General features: G+C 65.7%; 6 protein-coding genes. 2 read left to right on the forward strand and 4 right to left on the reverse strand.

The window, feature by feature from the left end:
• Positions 1–662 (forward strand): zinc-binding dehydrogenase (locus tag VFE83_RS06190; RefSeq protein WP_324904151.1); only part of this gene is annotated, 662 nt, incomplete at its 5' end.
• Between the two features lie 182 nt (positions 663–844).
• Here the strand turns inward: VFE83_RS06190 and VFE83_RS06195 are convergent.
• Entirely contained in the window at positions 845–1,525 is a 681-nt protein-coding gene (locus tag VFE83_RS06195) for a hypothetical protein (RefSeq protein WP_324904155.1), read from the reverse strand.
• Between the two features lie 140 nt (positions 1,526–1,665).
• On the opposite strand from VFE83_RS06195, the gene kbl reads away from it, so the two are divergent.
• The gene (kbl, locus tag VFE83_RS06200; protein ID WP_324904157.1) at positions 1,666–2,874 is read left to right on the forward strand and encodes a glycine C-acetyltransferase; all 1,209 of its coding nucleotides are present in this window, start codon (positions 1,666–1,668) and stop codon (positions 2,872–2,874) included.
• An 89-nt stretch (positions 2,875–2,963) separates the two neighbouring features.
• On the opposite strand, the gene VFE83_RS06205 is transcribed toward kbl, so the two are convergent.
• The 3 genes from VFE83_RS06205 to VFE83_RS06215 all read right to left on the reverse strand — a co-directional run bounded on the left by VFE83_RS06205 (position 2,964) and on the right by VFE83_RS06215 (position 4,807).
• Positions 2,964–3,398, reverse strand: a complete 435-nt coding sequence (locus tag VFE83_RS06205) for a hypothetical protein (RefSeq protein ID WP_324904158.1) — start codon at positions 3,396–3,398, stop codon at positions 2,964–2,966.
• Between the two features lie 114 nt (positions 3,399–3,512).
• Positions 3,513–4,307 carry a pseudouridine synthase gene (locus tag VFE83_RS06210; protein ID WP_324904162.1) on the reverse strand — a complete coding sequence of 265 codons (795 nt, stop codon included), beginning with the start codon at positions 4,305–4,307 and terminating at the stop codon, positions 3,513–3,515.
• Entirely contained in the window at positions 4,304–4,807 is a 504-nt protein-coding gene (locus tag VFE83_RS06215; RefSeq protein WP_324904164.1) for a hypothetical protein, read from the reverse strand. Before VFE83_RS06215 ends, VFE83_RS06210 begins: the two co-directional genes overlap by 4 nt.
• Positions 4,808–5,106 lie beyond the last annotated feature (299 nt).

Below are 5,106 nucleotides of genomic sequence, written 5' to 3' on the forward strand. Positions count from 1 at the left end.
TCGCCGAATACATCGTGATGCCGGCCAGCAACCTGTGGCCGATCCCCGACCAGATCCCCAGCGAGCTGGCCGCGTTCTTCGACCCCTACGGCAACGCCGCGCACTGCGCGCTCGAGTTCGACGTGGTCGGCGAGGACGTGCTGATCACCGGCGCGGGTCCGATCGGCATCATCGCCGCCGGCATCTGCAAGCACATCGGCGCGCGCAACGTCGTGGTCACTGACGTCAACGACTACCGGCTCAAGCTCGCGGCCGATATGGGCGCCACGCGCGTGGTCAACGTCGCGAACACCTCGCTCAAGGACGTCATGCAGGACCTGCACATGGAGGGCTTCGACGTGGGCCTGGAGATGAGCGGCAACCCGCGCGCGTTCAACGACATGCTCGACTGCATGTACCACGGCGGCAAGATCGCGATGCTCGGCATCATGCCCAAGGGCGCCGGCGCCGACTGGGACAAGATCATCTTCAAGGGCCTCACCATCCACGGCATCTACGGCCGCAAGATGTACGAGACCTGGTACAAGATGACGCAGCTGGTGCTGAGCGGTTTCCCGCTCGGCAAGGTGCTCACCCACCAGTTGCCCATCGACGAATTCCAGCAGGGCTTCGATCTGATGGAATCGGGCAAGGCCGGCAAGGTCGTGCTGAGCTGGAACTGAGCTGAAATTGATCTTGAATGAAATGGAACGGGACGGTCGAAAGGCCGTCCCGTCTGTTTTTGACACTGAGGAACGCAGATGACGCGGACAAGAGCACGGCTTTACACGTGTGTTTTGTCTTCGGTTCTTCTGCGTAATCCGCGTCCCTCCGCGTCGAAAATGGACGAGAAGTCGTTCGCGCCCTACTCCACCGACGCGCGCAAACCATCGCGCCACCAGCGCCATGCCATGACCGCGAACATCGCGGTGAGCCACAGGCCCAGGTGCCACTCCAGCGCGTTTTCCCAACGGTCGAGCACGCGTTCGTCGGCCACCGTGTAGCGCAGCACCAGCGTCGCCAGCCCCAATGCCATGAAACCCAGCGCGACCGTCAGCAGCGGCACGTACGCGCGGTGGCGCGGTGAGTGCCGCGACAGCGTGCGCAGCACCGCCAGCAATGCGAGATAGGTGAAACCGAAATACAGGTTGATGCCATAGCGGCGCATGGCCTCGTAGGTGGGCCCGCTGGTGCCGAGGAACGTCGCGTACAGGGCCAGGAACACACCCGCGACCAATCCCAGCCAGGGAAGCACGCGCACGACGCTGCCCGTATCGCGCCGCAGCCACAGCGCTGCAGCGCACCAGCACGTCACCTGCAGTGCCGCGCAGGGCAACATCAGCATGCGGAACAGGTGATTGCCCGGGCCGTGCCGCGCAGCGCGACTGATGGAGACACAGCCGTCCCAATACAGGTTGCAGCGCGGGATCAGCCCGTCGCTCACCGAGAGCCACCAGGCGACGTGTCCGGCCACGAACGGCATCAACGCCGCCAGGAACGGCAGCGGCCACAACGGGATGCTGTGGTGGGTCGAACTCGTGGTCATGGGCGCGATGCTAGCGCCATCGCGCACGCGAGGCGGATCGCGCCCGTACGTTGCCGTAGCTGCGCCTTCACATCGCCGCCCCACATCGACCGCGACGGAGCCACTAAACTGCGCGTCTGCCGAAGTCACCGGAAACCCGCATGTCGACCGCCACCGCCCCGCTCACCGTCCGTTACGCGGACGAGCTCGAAAACATCCGCGCCCAGGGCCTGTTCAAGTCCGAGCGCATCATCACCAGCCCGCAGTCCGCCGAGATCACGCTGGCCGACGGACGCACCGTGCTGAACTTCTGCGCCAACAACTATCTGGGCCTGGCGGACCATCCGGACGTCATCGCCGCGGCCAAGGACGCGCTGGACACGCATGGCTTCGGCATGGCGTCGGTGCGCTTCATCTGCGGCACGCAGGACCTGCACAAGCAGCTGGAGAAGACCATCGCGGACTTCTTCGGGACGCAGGACACGATCCTCTATGCCGCGTGCTTCGACGCCAACGGCGGCCTGTTCGAGCCGTTGCTGGACGAGAACGACGCGATCATCAGCGACGCGCTCAACCATGCCTCGATCATCGACGGCGTGCGCCTGTGCAAGGCCAAGCGCTTCCGCTACGCCAACTGCGACATGGCCGACCTGGAGAAGCAGCTGCAGGCCGCCGACGCAGCCGGCGCGCGCACCAAGCTGATCACCACCGACGGCGTGTTTTCGATGGACGGCTTCATCGCGCCGCTGGACGAGATCACCACGCTGGCACGCAAGTACAACGCGCTGGTGCATATTGATGAATGCCACGCGACGGGCTTCCTCGGTGCGAACGGTCGCGGGTCGGCGGAAGTGAAGGGTGTGATGGACAGGATCGACATCTTCACCGGTACGCTGGGCAAGGCGATGGGCGGCGCACTCGGCGGGTTCACTACGGCCAGGCGCGAAGTGATCGAGATGCTGCGCCAGCGGTCGCGCCCGTACCTGTTCTCCAACTCGCTGCCGCCGCACGTCGTCGCCGCGGGCATCAAGGCATTCGAGATGCTGTCCAGCGCCGGCGAACTGCGCGAACGTCTGGCCGCCAACACAGCGTACTTCCGCGAGCGCATGACGCAGGCCGGTTTCGACATCAAGCCGGGCGTGCATCCGATCAGCCCGGTGATGCTGTACGACGCGCCGCTGGCACAGAAGTTTGCCGCGCGCCTGCTCGAGGAAGGCATCTACGCCATCGGCTTCTTCTATCCGGTCGTGCCGCAAGGCCAGGCGCGCATCCGCACGCAGATGTCGGCGGCGCACACGCGCGAACACCTCGACCGCGCCATCGATGCCTTCATCCGCATCGGTCGCGAGCTGGGCGTGTTGAAGGCCTGATCGCTGCACGCGGCGCACGCACTCGATCACGGGAAAAAGAAAAAGGCCGGTCAATGACCGGCCTTTTTTCTGCGCGATGTCGCGAAGGCTTACTTGCTCTTCGCCTCGGCCGCGACCTGCGTGCCGGCCGGAGCAGCACCACCGGCTGCCGGAGCGCCCTTGCCCTTCGCCACGCGAATGCCGCGCGACTTCATCCAGGCGTCGAACTCCTCGGCGGTCATCTTCTTGCCGTTCTGGTGCATGTTGAAGCGGTACGGCGTGTTGTCGTACTGCGTCTTCGGCTTGTATTCGTTCGGATTGAGGCTGGCCGACTCTTCCTTCTTTTCCTCGGCCTTCTTCTCTTCGGCCTTCGGAGCCGCGGCCTTCTTGCCGGCAAAGGCGACCATCTGGCCCGCTTCGAAGTTCACCACCGAGTGCTGCTGGCTGGCCGCGCTCACGCCTTCGACCTTCAGGCCCGAATCCGTATGCGCCACGGCAGCGGCCGACACCAGCAACAGCGACAGCCCCATCGACATCTTGAACATGTTCCATTCCCCCACGACGAAGTTCGCGGCAGTGTAGGCCTCAAATCGGGGTTACGTGCAAGTGAAAAAGTGATATTCCCCACAATCCTGCATTGTGCGAGGACGGAAGCACTTTCACCGCTCGAACTCACCTGAATGGGCGAGTGCCTCCACTTCGTCCGCTTCGAGCAGCCGCCATTGGCCTTTCGGCAACTCGCCCAGTGGCAACGGGCCGATGCCGACCCGCACCAGGCGCAGCACGTCGATGCCGAACGCAACCAGCAGACGACGGATCTGCCGGTTGCGCCCTTCGTCCAGCACGATCTCCAGCCATGCATTGCGCTGGCCGCTGCGCAGCAGGCGTGCGGTGCTGGCACGCAGGTGCTCGCCATCGGCGAGCGTGCCCTGCTCCAGCGATTGCAGCAACGCCGCGTCGGGCACGGTGTCGATCTGCACGTGGTAGGTCTTTTCCGGACCGCGGTCCGGATCGGTGATGCCTGCGGCCCACGCGGGATCGTTCGTGAACAGGAGCAACCCTTCGCTTGCCTTGTCGAGCCGACCGACCGGCGCCAGCCACGGCAGTTCGCTGCCGTCGAAGCAGCGGTACACCGTGTCGCGTCCACGCTCGTCGCGCGTGGTGGTGACCAGTCCGCGCGGCTTGTTGAGCATCACGTAGATGCGCGGCGGGGCGTCCAGCGCCTGCTCGTCGACGGTGATGCGGCGGCCGGGGATGATCGCGAACTCGGGATCGCGCACGATGCGTCCATCGACCCGCACCCGTCCCGCCTGGATCCAGCGCGCGGCCTCGGTGCGCGAACACACACCCTGTTTGGACAGCACGCGGGCAAGCCCGTGACGCGGTGCCGCGCCTGGGCTGCGTGGTTTTGTGTCGTCTCCCGCGGCGCGTGTCCCGCGGGGGAAGCGCTTCACTTCTTCTGCGTTTCCGGCTTTGGCGCCTCGGCGGGCGCCGGCGGCGGTGTTGCGACGGCGGGCCTGGCCTTCACCACGCGCACGCCCTTGGCCTTCATCCACGCGTCGAACTCCTCGGCGGTCATGCGCTTGCCGTTCTGGTTCATGTCGAAGCGCCATGGGGTGTTGTCGTATTGGGTCTTGGGCTTGTACGCGGCCGGGTCGGTCGCGCTCGGCAACGCGGACGGCGATGCCGGCAGCGCCTTTGCCACCTGGCAACCTTCCAGCCGCAGACGGAACAGCACCTGGTCAACGGCCTGCGCTTCGTCGAACGCCTGCGAGAGCACGCCCGTCGGCGCGCCCAGCTGATGGCTCGGGGCGACCAGTTCCGGTGCGATGGGCGCGACCACGGTCGGACGGATCGGCAACGACTTGGGCGCCACCAACGATCCGCACTGCGCCGTCTGCGCCTGCGCCACGCCTGCAAGCAGGCACATCGACAAACCGATCAGTGCGCGCATGACCGCTCTCCTCTCCGTCGTACCGGCGCCTTCCGCCGCGCGCAGTTTACGCCGCGCCGTGTGCGCGTCCGTGAAAGCACACGCCTTCGCACAAAGACGAAGCCCGGCCGGAGCCGGGCTTCGTGTGTTGCTACCGCGGAGCTCGTGCTCAGTTCTGCACGTTCAGCTCGGTGCGGCGGTTCTTCTCGCTCTTGCAGCCCGGGAACGCCTGGCCCATGTCCTCCAGCGGACGGCTCTCGCCGTAGCCGTTCGGACCGGTCAGACGCGCCGCGTCGATGCCGTTGGTCGTCAGGTAGTCG

The organism is Lysobacter sp., assembly GCF_035655815.1.
Taxonomy (GTDB): Bacteria; Pseudomonadota; Gammaproteobacteria; order Xanthomonadales; family Xanthomonadaceae; genus Lysobacter_J.

Coding starts and splice junctions, on each gene's coding strand:
- kbl (WP_324904157.1), top strand. CDS start 1,666: ATGTCGACCGCCACCGCCCCGCTCACCGTCCGTTACGCGGACGAGCTC.
- VFE83_RS06205 (WP_324904158.1), bottom strand. CDS start 3,398: ATGTTCAAGATGTCGATGGGGCTGTCGCTGTTGCTGGTGTCGGCCGCT.
- VFE83_RS06195 (WP_324904155.1), bottom strand. CDS start 1,525: ATGACCACGAGTTCGACCCACCACAGCATCCCGTTGTGGCCGCTGCCG.
- VFE83_RS06215 (WP_324904164.1), bottom strand. CDS start 4,807: ATGCGCGCACTGATCGGTTTGTCGATGTGCCTGCTTGCAGGCGTGGCG.